At 60.8% G+C, this 14770-nt stretch carries 12 protein-coding genes, 1 tRNA gene and 1 pseudogene; 10 read left to right on the top strand and 4 right to left on the bottom strand.

What is annotated here, in order from left to right:
- Positions 1-134 precede the first annotated feature (134 nt).
- Positions 135-272 (bottom strand): hypothetical protein, encoded by a 138-nt coding sequence (locus tag AUC71_RS19775; protein ID WP_158007877.1) that lies wholly within the window; start codon positions 270-272, stop codon positions 135-137.
- A 963-nt stretch (positions 273-1235) separates the two neighbouring features.
- Positions 1236-1580: a hypothetical protein gene (locus AUC71_RS18920; RefSeq protein ID WP_141701734.1), complete on the bottom strand. Its 345-nt coding sequence runs from the start codon at positions 1578-1580 to the stop codon at positions 1236-1238.
- A gap of 246 nt (positions 1581-1826) precedes the next feature.
- Here AUC71_RS18920 and AUC71_RS14475 point away from each other — a divergent pair, with 246 nt between their 5' ends.
- The 5 genes from AUC71_RS14475 (at position 1827) to AUC71_RS14460 (ending at position 9316) form a co-directional block, all read left to right on the top strand.
- Complete coding sequence (locus AUC71_RS14475; RefSeq protein ID WP_069624802.1) at positions 1827-3434, top strand: TackOD1 domain-containing metal-binding protein; 1608 nt, start codon at positions 1827-1829, stop codon at positions 3432-3434.
- Between the two features lie 173 nt (positions 3435-3607).
- Complete coding sequence (locus tag AUC71_RS14470; protein ID WP_244500984.1) at positions 3608-4597, top strand: glycosyltransferase family 2 protein; 990 nt, start codon at positions 3608-3610, stop codon at positions 4595-4597.
- A 53-nt stretch (positions 4598-4650) separates the two neighbouring features.
- Entirely contained in the window at positions 4651-4866 is a 216-nt protein-coding gene (locus AUC71_RS21525) for a hypothetical protein (RefSeq protein ID WP_244500983.1), read from the top strand.
- 3 nt (positions 4867-4869) lie between these two features.
- Complete coding sequence (locus AUC71_RS14465) at positions 4870-5913, top strand: HlyD family secretion protein (protein WP_069624801.1); 1044 nt, start codon at positions 4870-4872, stop codon at positions 5911-5913.
- A 220-nt stretch (positions 5914-6133) separates the two neighbouring features.
- Positions 6134-9316, top strand: coding sequence for an ATP-binding protein (locus AUC71_RS14460; RefSeq protein ID WP_069624800.1), 3183 nt, complete (start codon positions 6134-6136; stop codon positions 9314-9316).
- 496 nt (positions 9317-9812) lie between these two features.
- On the opposite strand, the gene AUC71_RS14455 is transcribed toward AUC71_RS14460, so the two are convergent.
- A tRNA-Ser gene (locus tag AUC71_RS14455) sits at positions 9813-9902 on the bottom strand.
- A gap of 176 nt (positions 9903-10078) precedes the next feature.
- Positions 10079-10918: a sulfotransferase family 2 domain-containing protein gene (locus tag AUC71_RS14450; protein WP_069624799.1), complete on the bottom strand. Its 840-nt coding sequence runs from the start codon at positions 10916-10918 to the stop codon at positions 10079-10081.
- Between the two features lie 573 nt (positions 10919-11491).
- On the opposite strand from AUC71_RS14450, the gene AUC71_RS14445 reads away from it, so the two are divergent.
- The 5 genes and pseudogenes from AUC71_RS14445 to obgE all read left to right on the top strand — a co-directional run.
- Positions 11492-12061, top strand: a complete 570-nt coding sequence (locus AUC71_RS14445) for a polysaccharide deacetylase family protein (protein ID WP_244500982.1) — start codon at positions 11492-11494, stop codon at positions 12059-12061.
- Positions 12062-12886: 825 nt separating this feature from the next.
- Positions 12887-13480, top strand: a complete 594-nt coding sequence (rplU, locus tag AUC71_RS14440) for a 50S ribosomal protein L21 (RefSeq protein WP_069624798.1) — start codon at positions 12887-12889, stop codon at positions 13478-13480.
- Positions 13481-13492: 12 nt separating this feature from the next.
- Positions 13493-13753: a 50S ribosomal protein L27 gene (gene rpmA / locus AUC71_RS14435; RefSeq protein ID WP_069624797.1), complete on the top strand. Its 261-nt coding sequence runs from the start codon at positions 13493-13495 to the stop codon at positions 13751-13753.
- Positions 13754-13850: 97 nt separating this feature from the next.
- Complete coding sequence (locus AUC71_RS14430; protein WP_204376741.1) at positions 13851-14354, top strand: GNAT family N-acetyltransferase; 504 nt, start codon at positions 13851-13853, stop codon at positions 14352-14354.
- Positions 14355-14421: 67 nt separating this feature from the next.
- Positions 14422-14770, top strand: a pseudogene (obgE, locus tag AUC71_RS14425) (GTPase ObgE); the annotation flags it as partial.

Genomic DNA, 14770 nt, shown 5'->3' with positions numbered 1-14770 from the left:
GAGCAGACATGTCCGACCTGGACTTGAGTTCTAATCAAGTGTTGAAGCGAACGCGCGGACCCGTTTACAGCCGCGCTCTTTGGCTTTTTCCGTTGCGGCGTCCCATGCCAGGGTGCCAGCGGAGTTAGATGGCGCTAGCTTCCAAGCTGAAGATAGAACACGAGCGCTTGTGCCGCCGCTGCGCCAGCGGCGAAAATTGCGGCAAAGGCATTGAACAGCGACTGCCGTTGGAGCGCAGCAGGAATGGAGTCAGGTCCGCGCAGAGTGAACAAGGACAGAGGACGAAAGCGGACGCCTGCACCCGCGAGCCAAAAGCCGCCGGACAGCAACGCAGAGAAAACCCCTGCGATTTGAATGTTTTCTATCACTCCAGTGCCCTCAGGAAGCCGCTTATCGCAGACGAAAGAGCGGAATGGCTAAACGACTACATCCTATCTCACCCAGGGGAAGAACGGACAAGCCTGGTGCGTAGATCCGTTGGTCAGTTCTTGGCAGCCGAGGCCGCAGCCTACGAGGAAGGCCGCCGCGCAGCCTGTACCGGGTAGGGGACGGCTCCCTACGCGCGGGCTTCCCAACCAAGCCCACCACGATTCTGGATTGCACCTCTAGATTTCTGTCGTTGATAGAGCAGGTGGATCCATCTTCCCGGGGTGGTCCGAACTTAGCAGACATCGATTTCGACGCTGAGGATGTCTGTTGCTGGCACCAAGCAGACTCAGCGCACCCCCTAGCGCGCCACGTACATGTGACCGATCGATCGAAGATGGCGCGGCGGTACCTAACCGGACCGCCGAATTGGCGAACGGAGAATTTGGGACTTGGAGGGTGCTACGATTCTCCGAAACTCGCTCTCTGTGGTCCTTCCACCCGACTTTGGCGTGGCTAACCTGCGGAACTTCCGTTACTATTCCGGAGACCAGAATTTCTCTGCAAAAACAGATGACTAGCTGGCGGAGAGGGAGGGATTCGAACCCTCGGAACGCTTACGCGCTCAACGGTTTTCGAGTTCTGCGGTACTCATCCTAGTGCCTACCGCGCCGTGGCTAACTGTACGCTCCAGTTCCGTATTTCCGGTTTGAGCGTCCATCCGTTCATGCCTGATGCTGCGCCGTGCCAATTCGTTCGTTTGCAATTGCGTTTGCAATTCTCCGACCGGCAGAAATGTCAGCTTCCGAACTCTCTTCGGACCTCCGAGACCCATCAGCCATGTCCGCTTATGACCCAAAGCGGCAATTTTAGCTGACTGGGCCGCGGTTACTCAGGGCCCTTTGCGCGAGTTCTGCTTCCACCCTATGGGCCGCCTGTACGAGCGCATCGGTCGAGGACGCAATATCGGCATCGCTTTGATGGACCGCAGCGAGAAACTGCCGGCTGTGATCCTCGAGATCGTCGAAGCCCAAAAGACCCGCGACCCCCGCCAAACGGTGCGCGCTTTCGGCGCGTTCGGGCGTTCCAGCCTCGATGGCCGACAGACATGTGCCTAATTCGTCCCGGAATCGATTCAGGGCGGCGTCGCACTTTTCCTGGCCGAGGACAGCTCTCAAACCCTGCAATTTCTTGTGATCGAGAACCAGTTTCATGCGTGAGAGGGCCTTTCTTGGCCGACACCCTAAGGCCTCAACAATAAACGGAAATTAAAGGTTCGGAACTCGCGCATGGCGTGTATCGACCAAAATGCGGTGCCCCAGGCTGTGCTGGTTTAACGCTAAATAACTGACCCACATGCAAAATTATCCCAACAACCTAGAGGTGATTTACCCAAACTTATTGCCGACCCTCTACGGTCCCCAGCAACCGAAACGCGCAGAAGAGCCGGTCCTTGTGAAATGACAACCGCGACAGCCACGCAGATCAAGAACGTGGGCAGCCCTACCGTGGCCCGCCGAATCTTGGTCGCCGAAGACAGCCCCACCACGCACGAGATCCTGAAACTTCTGCTCAGTCAGCGGGGGCATGAGGTCGATATTGCCACCGACGGGCAGCAGGCGCTCGAAGCACTGCGGGGCAATCGCTACGACGTGGCACTGCTCGATTTTCATCTGCCGAAGATGGACGGCCTTCAGGTGGCGACCACGATCCGGCATGAGGCCGGCGACCGGCCCGTTCCAAAATTGATCGCCATTACCTTGGATACCGAAGGCCTGTTGGCGCATCCGGAAGGGTGTCACAACTTCGATCACGTCCTGCCGAAGCCGCTCGACATTTACGAAGTCGCTAGCGTCGTCGAGGAACAGGCGGACATCGCCGACATCGAGGCCGAGGAGTCGGTTTCCACAGCGTCGGCGAAGGTTTCGGTCGTGACGCCAAGACCGCGCTCTCCGTTCGAGGATCTCGGCCACAACTTTCTTACTTGGCCGGGTGACATCGAAGATGGACGGCTATCGGCGCGCGCCATGCAGGCCAGCCTTGGCGATCCCCGATTTGACGGGATATTGATCAAGGAAACGGTCTCCGTGGAAGAGCTCGGCGCGATTTGGCGCACCAAGGCGCTCTATGTGCTGCCGATCGTCGACCTGACTGGGCATCTCGGGCGCATCGCCGACATCGACGCCTCGAAGCTGACCGCGCGCGACACAGCATACCTCGACCAGGCGTTGAGCGACGTCCATGACCGAAGGACCAGACTGCACCGCGACTTGCGGTTCAGCGAAGATCTCGGAGAGCAGCTGATCGGCCGTATGTTCGTGACCGGCCGGTCTCTGAACCCAAGCTACGACCCTCACTCCAAGTGGCTCGTCTCCTATAACGTGGCGCTCGGCGCCGCCACGACTGCACGGGAAGCCGAAGCGTTGTGCGAGCGTGGCCTGCTGCGGCGCGAGTTCTTCGACCGCTTTCATGTCTGCCCGCGCTGCGACTCACTCCGGCTTCATGTCCGGGAGGAGTGTCGCCAATGCCATTCCGCAGACCTCGAGGAAGAGCAATATCTGCATCACTTTCGCTGCGCGTATCAGGGACCTGAGACGCAGTTCCGCCGCGGCGATCGACTGGTGTGCCCCAAATGCCGTTACGAGCTGACTCATTTCGGCTTCGACTATGACCGCCCGGGCTCGATGGTGGTGTGCGATGCCTGCGGACACGCCGCGTCGGAGCCGGCCGTCGGATTCATGTGTGTCGATTGCGGCGGTCACGTCGATTCGGACGCCGCGGCGCCCCGCGACGTTTACGCCTATCACCTGACCGATCACGGCGTCGGGTTCGCGGAGCATGGACAATCCCTCATGGGTTCGGCCAGCCAGGCCGTGCGCTTTGCGGAGTTGCCTCTCGAACTCGTTGTCGCGCTGAATGCCGCCGCCAAGAAGTTCAACGAAACACACGAGCCGTTCACCCTCATCAATATCGTCTACCGCAATGAACGGGAGGTCGTGGCGCAGCATGGCGCCCGGGCCTCGTCAAGGCGCGCGACCTGTTCATCGAGAATTTGCGTTCATCGTTGAGCGGCGAGACGGATCTGGTGGTCAAAGGCCAGTCCCACGACTCGCGCTGGTGGGAGGAAGCAAGCCGAATCAGGCCAAGGCGGATTTCGATCTGCTCCTGGTGCAGGCGGAGAATACTCTACGTCACGATATTGGCGCATCCTTCCAGCCTTCGGCCCGGAGGATTTCGCCTAATGTTTCAAATGATCTCCGACGGCTTGACTTATTTGACGTCGCAAAGCGGCGAGAGCCTTTTGCGGCTGTTTTGGTTCGTCGCCATCTTCGAATTCCCCCGCTACACGCTCAGCTTCTTCTCGGTGGTCGTGCTTGCCTTCCAAGCGGCACCTCGCGAGGCGCCCTACCGGGGCAAGGTCTCGATCCTCATTGCTGGGCACAACGAAGAGGACTCCATCGAGCGGTGTGTCCGGTCACTGTATGAGCAGAGCCGGGCACCGGACGAGATCATCGTGGTTAGTGATGGGTCCACCGACCGCATGCCTGAGAAGCTCCGCGAACTGCAGGACGCCGGACTCATCAAAGAGGGGCATTGTACGCAGGTACGGTCAGGCAAGTCCGCCGGCGTGAATCTCGCTTTGGCCCGCGCCACCGGCGATATCGTCATTGTCGTGGACTGCGATTGCACCTTCGACCGGCATGCACTGAAATATATCCTCGAGCCCTTTGTGGACCCGCGCGTGGGTGCCGTGGCGGGCAACATCGTGGTTCGCAATGCGACGCACAATCTGATCACCGCCTTTCAGGCGATCGAGTATCTGATCACGATCTCGCAGGGCAAGCAGGCGTCGGACCTGACCGACCAGGTGAGCTGTATCTCCGGCGCCTTCGGCGCCTTTCGGATCAAGGCTATGCGCGGCGTCGGCGGTCTCGATGCCGGGGGCGGAGAGGATCTGGACGTCACGCTGTCATTGCGAAAGGCTGGATGGAAGACGGTCTTCGCCTCGGACTCCATTTGCTACACCGATGTTCCGGAGCAACTCGGGGTCTTGGTGCGCCAGCGCTTTCGCTGGGAACGCGATGCGGTGCATCTCCGCTACCGCAAGCACCGCGAGTTGATGAATCCGTTCAGTCCGAGATTCAGCATCCGTGAACTCACGCACGAGCTCGACTTTCTACTCTTCAATCTTGCTCCGCCGCGATCTTTCCGTTCTACATCATTTGGCTGATCGTAACATTTGGCGAGCTCGGCATCATCATTCTGCTGGCGGCGCAGGTCGGGATGATGCTGCTCGAGTTCTTGGTGTTCTGCATGGCGGCATTGGTGACGCCAAGGGTCAACACCCTGGGCCTGCTTCCCTACGTGCCAGGTTTCAGTTTGTTCAATGGCTTCGTGATGCGCTTCGTCCGTCTCGGCGCCTATCTCGAGGAATGGATTTTCCGGGCGTCTTATCGCGACACGTACGTGCCGCAAAAAGTGCATCGTGCGCGGAGGTAATCAATGAGACCGCTAAAGCAGCGTTTGCGTCCGGACAATCTTCCCAACGAGCAGCGCGTCATGCGCGGCAAGACGGGGCGAACGATCTATCTCCTGCTGCTGTTTGTGTTTGGCCTTGCCGTCGTCAACTATCTGTTCGGCGACTACATCCTGTTGCAGGCAGACGGGCTCGTGCTGCGCGACCAGAATGTCATCGCGACACCTTATGTGGCGCGCGTTGAGAGCGTGGATATCACCGAGGGGCAAGCGGTTAAGGTGGGCGACGCCCTGCTGAAGCTCCAGTCCACCGAAATCCTGGAACGTCTCGCCGACCTGTCGACCAAGCGCGCCGATCTCATGGCTAAGGCGACCGACTTCAAGATTCGCGCCGAAAGCGTGACCCAATTGCTGCCGCTTGCGGAGCGTCGTGCCGATGAGGCCGTGAACACCATTAAACAGTTCGACGACCTTGCTGCGGCGAGGCTGGTCACCTCCGCACGCTATCAGGAAGCTTTGAAAGTCAGCTACGAGGCGAATCGCGACCGCGTGAATCTCAAGACTCAGCGGAATGTGCTCCAGGAAGAATTGAAGTCTCTCGACGACGCGCTCGAAGACGCTCACGACGCGATCTCGAAGGTCGAGGCGCTCTACGCGGAAGGAACCGTGCTGTCTCCCGTCAGCGGCTCGATCGGGGCCAGCATCCCGTCGGTCGGCAATGTCTATCGTCCGGGCGAGCCGATCCTCTCGATCTATTACGGGGAGCCCTACATTCTCGTCTATCTGCCGCGACGCTATCTATTTCCAATCTCAGTCGGGATGACGGTCAGCATTACGGACGGCCGGGACTCAACCGAAGGTGTGGTCGACGAGATCCTGCCGGTGACCGATACGCTACCGAAGGAGTTCCAAAACACGTTCAAGCCCTCCGACAGGAGTCAGCTCGCCAAGATCAAAATCGATGACTCTGGTGAGTTTCCATTGAACCAAAAAGTCAGCGTGTCGCGCTTTCCCCCTGTCCTAGAGATGTTGAATGTCCGAAGCCTTTTGGGCCTTGGATCCGACGACTAGCGACGCACTCCTACTAAGGACCAAACATGCTAACGAAGCGCGGCGTCATCTGGTCGGCTGAGTCGGATTCCACGACACATAGCGAACTGGGTTCGCTCATTCTGCTCTTCACAAGTGCAGCGGCGAGTGGAGTGCTCACCTATATTGCTGTTGCGCTAGCCGGTGGCGAGGATCGCGTTGCCACCATCTGGCTGATGAATGCTTTCGTCGTCGCCTGCTGTTGCGTTGCGATGAATCGGCGTGGGCGTCTATCGCGCTGGCGGCCGGTGTCGGAAGTTTCGTGGCGAACCTTTGGCTCCACGAGTCCTGGCCCATCGGACTTTCGCTGGCTGCTGCGAATGTTCTCGAAATCGTCGTCTTTTCTTATGTGTTCAGGCGCTTGGCTGGACCGCGTGCCGACGTCACCAAGACGCGTCCCCTATTGTTGTTCCTGGGACTTGCGGTTGCGGTACCCGTTCTGTCCGGGCTGTTCGCCGCCATCGCGTTGAGCGGCATCCAGGGCGCTGCATTCTACAGCGTGTTCTGGCAGTGGTACTCGGCGGATGCGCTTGGCTTGATTATTTTTGCGCCGGCATTGCTTGCGGTTAACTGGGGTGTCCTTGGCCATCTTGCTGAGGCCAAGTCGCGTGAGGTGTCGCTGCTGCTGATTCCAGGTCTTTGCCTGGTAGTGCTCTTCGTCTTTAGCCAGAGCAGCTATCCGTTCCTTTTCATGGTCTCGCCGGCGCTGATCTTCATCGCGTTCCGGCTCGGTGTGGGTGGCGCGGCACTCGGCATGTTGCTTACCGCCATTATCGCTCTCGCCCTTGGCTTTTCGGGCTACGGTCCCACGCAGCTCGTCCAGGGGAGCGACTCGCAACGCCTGTTCGTGCTTCAACTTTTTCTCGCTTTTACGGCTCTGACGACTTTGCCGGTGGCCGCAGCTTTATCCCAGAACTCTCAAATCCGCGGAGGGCTGCGAGCGGCCTATCGCGAAAGCAAGGCGGCGCGGGAGGCCCGCGGTAGAAACGTCGAGATCCATGAGGAACTGCACAAGGAAGGCGTGACGCAAGCGTTTGCCGGCGCCGAACGCGCGGCCACGCGCCTCCCAGTACTCGCTCGACTGTGCGCCCTCTTCACCATCATGCTCGGCATACTTGTCCTGATTGGATGGTCGCTGGGTATTGGACCGTTGAAAAGCGTCCTATCCGGGCTCGAGACGATGAAGCCGATTACCGCTGTCGGGTTCGTTCTGAGCGGTTGCCTACTCTATTTGCGCGCCACACCGCGTCACGATGGACGCACTACAGCGGAACAGAATGCGTTGGGCGCGACGATCCTCGTGATCGGATGTGTCACGCTGATCAAATATTGGCTAGGCATAGACCTTGTGATCGGAAAGTCTCTGATCGGAGCAGGTTGGGCCCTCGACGCGACCAGACCAATGTCGGTGCCGAGCGCCGTCGAATTGATTCTGTTTGCCGTTGCCATGCGGCTGCCGCGGCGAACCCGCGGCAGCGATCTCGCCTTTGTGGCAACCACGATGGCCGGAATGCTTATCGCGCTGCTCGTCTTCGCGGGATATTTGTATAATTTGCCGCTCCTCTACGAGCCGCTTCCGGCCAGTTCAATCGCGCTGCACACCGCGATTGCCAGCTTCATCCTCTTTGTCGGCGCCGCCCTCACGCGGCCCAAGACCGGTTGGGTGAGCTTGCTCGCGCCCGGGTCCGTCACCGCATCCTTCGCCCCATGGTTGCTTCCGGGCATCGTCGTACTGCCCATCGCCATGGGATGGGTGCTACAGGAATTCATTGACACCTCGATTCTGTCTCCCGCTTTGGGCGTCGATTTGTTCGCCCTATTGAGCGTTCTGCTTCTTGTGATTGTGGTTTGGCGTACGGGCGTCATCGCTAACCGGCTCGGACGAAACCTTGAGCTCCAGGAGCAATTAGAGCAAACCTTGCGCAAAGCGCGCGCCTCAGCGGAAGAAGCGGCGGCAGCCAAATCAGAGTTCTTGGCCAACATGACACACGAGCTCAGAACGCCGCTCAACAGCATCGTGGGATTTGCCGGACTGCTTGCCAAGAGCCCTAAACTGCCCGCGAAAAGCCGCCGCTTTGCGAAAATCATCGACGGCTCGAGCCAGTCGTTGCTGGCGCTCGTCAATGACATTCTGGATTTCTCAAGTCTGGAAGCAGGCGCCGTGCCGCTCCATCCCGTGCCATTTTCTCTCCCCAGGCTGGCGGAGGATATTGCCGCGAGCGTGTCGCTGATGGCCGACGAGAAGAATTTAAAGATCAAGATCGAAAGGGGAGGTTCGGTGGGCGCGGCTCATTTTGGCGATGCTATGCGCCTGCATCAGGTCTTGCTCAATCTCGTCAACAACGCTCTCAAGTTCACCTCGGAGGGAGCGGTCACGATCGCCCTCTCCGCGGCCGAGCACTCCGACTCCGTGCAGCATCTGCGTATCGAGGTGCGTGATACCGGGATTGGTATTTCCGCAGAGAAGATAGAGTCCATATTCGGACGGTTTGCGCAGGCAGACGCATCAATTCACGGGAAGTTCGGTGGGACCGGTCTGGGGCTCGCCATCTCGAAGCGGCTCATCGAGTTGATGGGCGGCACAATAGGCGCGGACAGCGTCGAAGGCGAAGGGACAACAGTGTGGATCGAGCTGACCTTGCCTTGCATGAATCCCGAGTCGCTCATCGATGACGCCCTCGATGACGAACCCGAGGCTAGAATGGCCGGACTGCGCATCCTCGTCGTGGACGACGTTGACCTCAACCGCGACCTTGTCGCAGCGTTGCTGTCGCCCCATGGGCATATCGTCGATGAGGTTTCAGGCGGCGCCGAGGCGATCGAGGCCGTCAAGACGGGCAGTTACGACATTATTCTCATGGATGTACAAATGCCAGGAATGAACGGTATCGACGCCACGCGGACCATACGCGGAATGGGCGGATTCGAAACACTCCCCATCGTCGCCATGACGGCACAGGCGCTCACCTCGCAGTGGGAGACATGCCGCGAAGCAGGCATGAGCGATCATTTGCCCAAGCCCATCACGCCGGCCTCGCTCTTTGCCATGCTGAACAAGTGGGCCGACGATGCGGATGAGTCGTCGGAGCTGCTGACGTACTCAGATCAGGAGCTATCCGGACAGATCCGTGATGAATTTTTGTCACGCTGTGCGCACGACCTCGCCCGGGTCCGGTTGCTACTAAGTTCCAACTCACCGAGCGCCTTTGAAGAGTTGCGGCGCCTGGCTCACCGGGTTGCCGGTACGGCCGCGATGGTCGGCCTCGCCGATCTCTCGCAAGAGGCAGCCGCGCTAAGAGACGCCCTTGCGAACGACACGCCCACCCACGACGCCGAGTCTGAGGAGTTCCTAACGAGGATGGAGCAGCTCATCGAAGCGGCTTGAAGCTATGCGCGATACTTGCTGTACAACTTGGTAACGCCCTCGGCCGTGAGCGCCCACGAGCCTCCTACATGATCTGATGGCGGCCAACGGATGCAACTGGCGTCTGCGACGCTAGCAGGAAGTCTGCTCATGGCACGTAGCAGATCTGCAATGTGACCAGCCCAATGGTCCGCTTTTGACCCCCAACAGACGTCACACCTGTTCTTGACTACCGATAACTAGAACAACTCCAGCTATGGCGGAACTCATTCTTGCTCGCCGAGCGATGGCCTCTGCCAGGCCGAGAAATCGGGCACGGGATCGGGAGTCGCCGGGGGCAAGGCGGCGAGGTCCACCGCGATGATGCGCACAGGGCGAAGGTGGTGATCAGGGTCAGGGAAGGGGAACTGCTGGCGAACATCATGTTTGCAGTCGGTTTGCAGCCACGACTAATCTCGCTCTCGGGTAGGCAGAAAATCGGAATTACAATCAAATATATTGTTGTTTGCCAACTGCTTGGCGGAGAGGGAGGGATTCGAACCCTCGGAACGCTTACGCGCTCAACGGTTTTCGAGACCGTCCCGTTCAACCACTCCGGCACCTCTCCATACGGGGAAATTCAAGGGTTGGGTTGAGCCCCCGAGCCGAACATATGTGACTTTCTCACCGGATTGCCACCGAACGGCTGGGTGGCTAGCTATCACGAGCCCGTCACGCCTGCCAAGGCCGCATTGATCGCTGCGGCCCGCGTCTCCGTCGTCTCGGCGGAAGAGGTGTTTTGCTTCAAAGCGCGTCGGAAACGATGAACCCGCCCGGCTGTGACTTGACGTAGTCGTACAGCGCCGTGTCGTGCTGGCAGTATTGCGCGCAAAGCTGTTTCGCCAACGCCCGGTCCTCGTCGCTCGCGAGGCTTTTCGGGCTCCTGTTCTTGTGTCCGAGACGGATCTCCGGCCAGCAGAGCTTCTCCGCCAGGGCGGAGATCATGCCGGGTGCGCTTTCAACGGTCGCGACGGCCAGGTAGCGTGTGCGCGCGTACTCGACGGCACGCTCCGGGTGCTGGTCTGTGAGGAGGCGGCTTTGACTATCGCCGATGATGCCCGTGTTTCCGTTGGCGACCACGTACGCGAAGAACTGCGCGTATGTCATGTTCTTGGTGGCTTCGTGCAGCCTGTGCGAGGGAAACGAACGAACGTGGCGCGCCAGGGACAGCAGCCGGTTCACTGGATCGCGAACGATGCTGACATAGTGCACCTCTCTATCCGCAAAGACATTCTCGTCCTGTGAACCAAACTGGCGATGGAACCCGTAGGGGAGATGTCCGCTGATCGCTAGAACGTTTTTGGCCTGATCGCGGGTGATGTCGCCTGGATCGCAGTCCGGAGAGGCGGCCTGGTAGGTGTAGCTCAGAAAATTTCGCCCATACACGCTCCAGAGCACGTCGTTGAACGAGGTTCCCCCGCATTTGGGGATATGCACGAAGCAGAGCAGTCGGTGCCAATGACTCTCGTCCAGCCGAGGGTGTCCCGCACGCACGCGCAGACGGCTCCTGAGATTGCCCAAGGTCAGGCGCTGACGTGCGACATAATCTTTCAGCGTCTGTACGTGGGACGTCTTGTGGTTCATCGGAGGCCGGTCTCTGGTTGCAAGCGGGCGAAACCCAAGCACACGCTGGCTGACGATGCTAGCCGCGGTTGCCGCTCCAAGACTGTCCCATGGGGAGCACCGGAAAACGGCTCAGCGAGCCCTCAAGACTATCTGAAATCGCTGTTCTCAGAAATCTGAGCGGGAATTCCATCTGGATTGCCGATCATCAGACGTGCTGATATTTCACTTCGGATGCAGCTTCGCCGGAACCTTGCCTGGAGCAATTTATCTTTGCGGAGCCGGGACCTCTGGACCTTTCTGCTTGGACGAATTCGCCGCGGCGTCAGGTTTAAGGGGCCGCTTTCACGGTCGGATCAAGACGAGGCCCGCGGGCGCGCTTGGCGCTCATTGAACGACGAACTCGATCAGTGGCAGGGCCAAGCCCTTACGGCGCACCTCTGGTGGCGAGACGACGATCTCGTGCGGCCGACACCCCGACTAAACCGCCTTCTCGATGTCGCAAGGCGCTGCGGTTGCCCCGTAGCGCTGGCCGTGATTCCGGCGCGTGTATCTGATGACCTCGCTCAGGCTCTTGCCGAAACACCGACAACAGTGGTTCAGCACGGTTTCGCCCACATCAATCACGCATCGTCAGATAAGCGCAAAAGCCCGTCCGAGTTGGGCGCGCACAGGCCGCAGGCCGTGATCCTCGACGAGCTCGTGCGCGGCCGAGAGCGGCTTGGCGCGCTTTTCGGCGACCGCTTCCTGCCGGTCGTGGTCCCGCCCTGGAACCGCATCGACCGTGCGCTCCTTCCTGCTTTGCCGGCCAGCGGCTTCTGTGGTCTTTCCACCTTCGGGCCGCGCGGTCCTGCGATACCCACGGAGGGCATCGTCGAGATCAACGTCCACTTCGAGCCGATCAGCTGGAGAGGCGGCCCGCACTTTGCCGGCGCTGAAAGCGTCTTGGCGGCGCTCGTTTCTGAACTGCGCGCCAGGCGGACCGGCGCGGCCGATCCGGAAGAGCCGATCGGCCTCCTGACCCATCACGCCAACATGGACGACCAAAGCTGGACCCTCGTGGAAGAGCTGATCACGTTCACGGCGTCCCATGCGGCGGCCCAATGGCTGTCGCCGGGAGAGATGTTCAGACCCCGTCCGAGAACTGCGGGAGCTGGGGATTAACGGTTTCGAGACCGTCCCGTTCAACCGCTCCGGCACCTCTCCACGGGGCTCATGAAGCTTGCCCCGAGGCTGGCGCCAACCCGTGACCATCCTTCCTTGTCCCCGTCATAGCGGCGTCTTCGCAAGCCCAGAATCGGGCCCGCGGGCGTGCTTTCCTTGAGTCCGGCTTGCGCCGGAACGGCGCCGAGCGACGACCTTATGCCCGCCCTCGAAACCTCGCGTACAATGCGCTCACCTCGACCAGTTGAGGGGCGCGCTCATGAGGCGTCTTGAGATGCGGGACGAGGTGCGGCGCCCGAGGAAAGCGCGGGAAAGATGGGCTGGATGAGAATGAGCAAGCCCGGACCCCGCGCCAGGAAGACGCGTTCCGGCCTCGGGGGTCCCCGCTCCGCCCACCTGCGCTGTAATGCGTGGGTCGACGGGTGAGGCATGCGAGCTCCATGCGCATGCCTGTGCCACTGGCGGTAAGCCGTGCGGAAGGGGGCCTGATATCGCCGGATGTGGCGCGCCGTGAAGGCGCTCGCGCGATCCTTTCGATCGCGACACCGACTACGGATTGCGCTGACGCGGCGCGCCACCCCCTCGTTTGAGGGACTTAGGGAGACAGGGAGGACGGATCGGATCTCGCGGGGCCGGCCCCGGCGAGGCGCTGACGGCTGCGCTGGAGCGGCAGAAACCGGCCGCTTTGCCACGCTTTTTGAGGTCCGCTAGCAATTGACTTATCGGCTTTCGCCTCTATATTGCGCCGCTTATCGCTCCTTTAGAGGCTCTGCCTGCGCGCCTAGTCGCTGGCAATTCAAGCCGCAAGAGACGGATTAGAAAGACATGTTCGCGGTCATTCGCACGGGCGGCAAGCAATATCGCGTTGCGCCGAACGACATTATCGAGATTGAGAAAATCGCGGGCGAGCCCGGCGATATCGTCCAGCTTGGCGATGTTCTGATGCTTGCCGGCGAGGGCGACCCCAAGACGGGCAGCCCAGTGGCAGGCGCCAGCGTGGCCGCCGAGGTCCTGGAGCAGAAGCGCGCCGACAAGATCATCGTCTTCAAGAAGAAGCGCCGCCAAGGCTATCGCCGGACCAGGGGACATCGCCAGATGCTGACGGCGCTGCGCATCACCGAGATCCTGACCGACGGCAAGAAGCCGTCCAAGGCAGCGGCCAAGCCGGCCCCGGTGAAGACCGAGACCAAAGCCGCCGAGAAGCCGGCCGACACGAAGGCTGAGGCCAAGCCGGCAGCCAAACAGACCGAGAAGAAGGCTGAGGCGAAGCCCGAAGCCAAGAAGCCCGCCGCCAAGACCGCGGCGAAGAAGGCTCCGGCCAAGTCTGCCCAAAAGGCGGCTCCCGAGAAGGCGCCTGCGAAGAAGGCTGCCGCCAAGAAAGCGCCGGCCAAGAAGGCCCCGGCGAAGAAGAAGAGCTAAAGGAAGACCACCATGGCACATAAGAAAGCAGGCGGCTCCTCGCGTAACGGCCGCGATTCGGCTGGACGGCGCCTCGGCGTCAAAAAGTCCGGCGGTCAGAGCGTCATCCCGGGCAACATCATCATTCGCCAGCGCGGCACCAAATGGCACCCGGGCGAGGGTGTCGGCATCGGCAAGGACCACACGATCTTTGCCGTCCGTGACGGTCAGGTCGAGTTCGCGACCAAGCACAAGGGCCGGGTCTACGTATCGGTGAGGCCGAACGAGGCGTAACCGCCTCCCTCTTCACCCTTCGTCCAAACCGTCTCCCGCACGCGCTATGGCGCGTGTAGCCTCTCATCCCGTGCAGATCAGAACGCAAAGGCTCGTCTTGCGGCCGCCGGCACTCGCCGACGCGGCGCGCGTCAGCTTGCTCGCCGGCGACTACGACGTGGCATGCATGACCGGAACGATACCGCATCCCTATAGCGAGCAGATGGCGGGCGAATGGCTCACAGGCGCGCGCGCTGGCGAGGAGGGTGTGGTGTTCATGATCGAGCGCGACGGCACGCTGATCGGCTGCACCGGCTACCGGGCCTTCGCCCCCGATCATGCCGAACTCGGCTATTGGATCGGCAAGCCCTATTGGGGCAACGGTTACGCGACCGAGGCGGTGAGGGCCTTGATCGCGCACGCGTTCGACGCGGATGGGTTCGCCTATCTCAAGGCCGGGCACTTCGCCGATAACCCACGCTCCGAGCGTATCCTCCGCAAGCTCGGCTTCTTGGCTCTCGGCGGCGAGCTCCGGGAGTGCGCGGCCCGGGGCACGACGACCGACTGCCTGACCTATCGGCTCGGCCGGGCCGAGGCGCTCGCCAATCTCCGCTGGCCGTAGGCCGGTCTCGAGGCGTCATTTGCCGTGGCTAGTGCAACGGTAAGACCTCTGGTGCTAAGCACTTCCCATGCAGTTCCTCGATGAAGCCAAGGTTTTTGTTCGCGCCGGCAACGGCGGCAACGGATGCGTCAGCTTCCGGCGGGAGAAGTTCATCGAGTTCGGGGGTCCGAACGGCGGCGATGGCGGCAAGGGCGGTGATGTCATCGTGGAGTGTGTGGCGAACCTCAACACGCTGCTCGACTTCCGTTACCAGCAGCACTTCAAGGCCAAGAAGGGCGGCAACGGCATGGGCCAGAACCGCACCGGGGCGGCGGGGCCGACGTGGTGCTCAAAGTGCCGCCGGGAACGCAAATTCTCGACGAGGACGGGGAGACTCTGATCGCCGATCTGACGGAGCCCGGCCAGCGCATCGTGCT

This window comes from Methyloceanibacter marginalis, assembly GCF_001723295.1.
In the GTDB taxonomy this organism is placed as follows: domain Bacteria; phylum Pseudomonadota; class Alphaproteobacteria; order Rhizobiales; family Methyloligellaceae; genus Methyloceanibacter; species Methyloceanibacter marginalis.
The sequence above is the reverse complement of the archived record's forward strand: the minus strand, read 5'-3'. Positions and strand labels throughout refer to the sequence as shown.